Source organism: Streptococcus sp. S784/96/1 (assembly GCF_902729355.1).
GTDB classification, from domain to species: Bacteria; Bacillota; Bacilli; order Lactobacillales; family Streptococcaceae; genus Streptococcus; species Streptococcus caledonicus.
In genome coordinates this window covers 1-1,397 of sequence record NZ_CACVCC010000071.1, presented here as the reverse complement: position 1 = coordinate 1,397, position 1,397 = coordinate 1, and the positions used below count along the sequence as shown (strand labels likewise).

Below are 1,397 nucleotides of genomic sequence, written 5' to 3'. Positions count from 1 at the left end.
GCTTGGGCGATTAGTTTTCGAGAAAAAGATGGTATTTCTCTTGTCGAAGGAATCACGAAAGAATTTCCTAATAGCCGCTATTTTGAAGTTGGAGGTCTTGAGACACCAATTAATGAAGCCATACTCCAAGAAGCTCTTGCCTATGGTGATGTGATTGTTTTAGTGGCAGGTGAATTGGTTTCCATGTCTGGAGAAGCGACGTCAAGAGCAGATATTTCATTGCCTGGTGAACAGAGTAAACTTTTTGCGGCTCTGGAGAACCTCGACAAGCCAACCGTTGCCATTTTGATGAATGGCCGTCCGATGGCGATTGAAAAAGAAGTTGGTCAAGTAGATGCGGTAATTGAGTCTTGGCATTTGGGAATTCAAATGGGGCATGCGGTGGCGCGCACACTTTCAGGAGCCAATAATCCCAGTGCACGTCTCACGGTTTCATTTCCGAGAGTGTCAGGACAGTGTCCAGTTTATTATAATCACCCCAATACAGGTCGTCCGGCTGGCCGAAGCAAGTTCACATCTAAGTACATGGATATCGAACAGGGGGCGCTCTATGATTTTGGTTATGGCTTGAGTTACTCGCGCTTTGCATTTGAGAATGTCGTGGTAAAAGAAACAGCTGAGAGTATTCAAATCATGCTTGATGTTAGTAACACCAGTGATCGAGATGGGGAGGAAGTTATTCAACTCTATGTGACAGATAAGGTTGGTTCTCTTGTTCGTCCAGTGAAAGAGCTTAAAGGGTTTGAGAAAGTTAAGGTTGCCTCTAAGGAAAAAGTGGCAGTAGAGCTCCGTGTTGATAAGAAAGACTTAGGTTTTTGGAACAATCAGGGTCATTATTGCCTTGAGGATGGTGACTTTATTTTTACAGTTACTGATGGCAATGAGAATAGTGAGAGTTTTGAGTTAAGTTTATTATTTTAGGGGGGAGCTTATGGAAGCGTTAAAAGATTTAATTGCTCGGATTGATGCGATTAAAGATCCAATGGAGCGAATCAGAGAGTTAAATAAGCATTTAAAAGAAAGTGATGATTTACGTGACAAAGGTTTGCCACGTAATATTCCAGAAGTAGAACGCATTGATAATATTGCCTATGGAGCTGTGCCTAAATGGCAAGAGCTAGACATTTATCTTCCCAAAGAGCGTTTGGGTAAAGTTGCGACAATTATTCATATCCATGGTGGCGGATGGACATATGGGACAAAAGAAACCTATCAATTCTTTGGATTAGAATTTGCCAAGGCAGGTTTCGGTTTTGTTAACTTTAACTACCGATTACCACCAGATGTTATTTTCCCGGGTGAGTTAGATGATGTCAATCTAGCGATGCATTGGGTGGCTGAACATGGCGCTCAGTACGATATTGATACTGACAATATCGTTATCATGGGGGATAGCG

At 42.2% G+C, this 1,397-nt stretch carries 2 protein-coding genes; both read left to right on the top strand.

The features are described 5' to 3' along the window. Nucleotides 1–921 (top strand): glycoside hydrolase family 3 C-terminal domain-containing protein (locus tag GZ996_RS11610; RefSeq protein WP_202922627.1); only part of this gene is annotated, 921 nt, incomplete at its 5' end. Nucleotides 922–931: 10 nt separating this feature from the next. Next, the coding region (locus GZ996_RS11605) for an alpha/beta hydrolase (protein WP_443255859.1) at nucleotides 932–1,397 on the top strand (466 nt) is incomplete at its 3' end.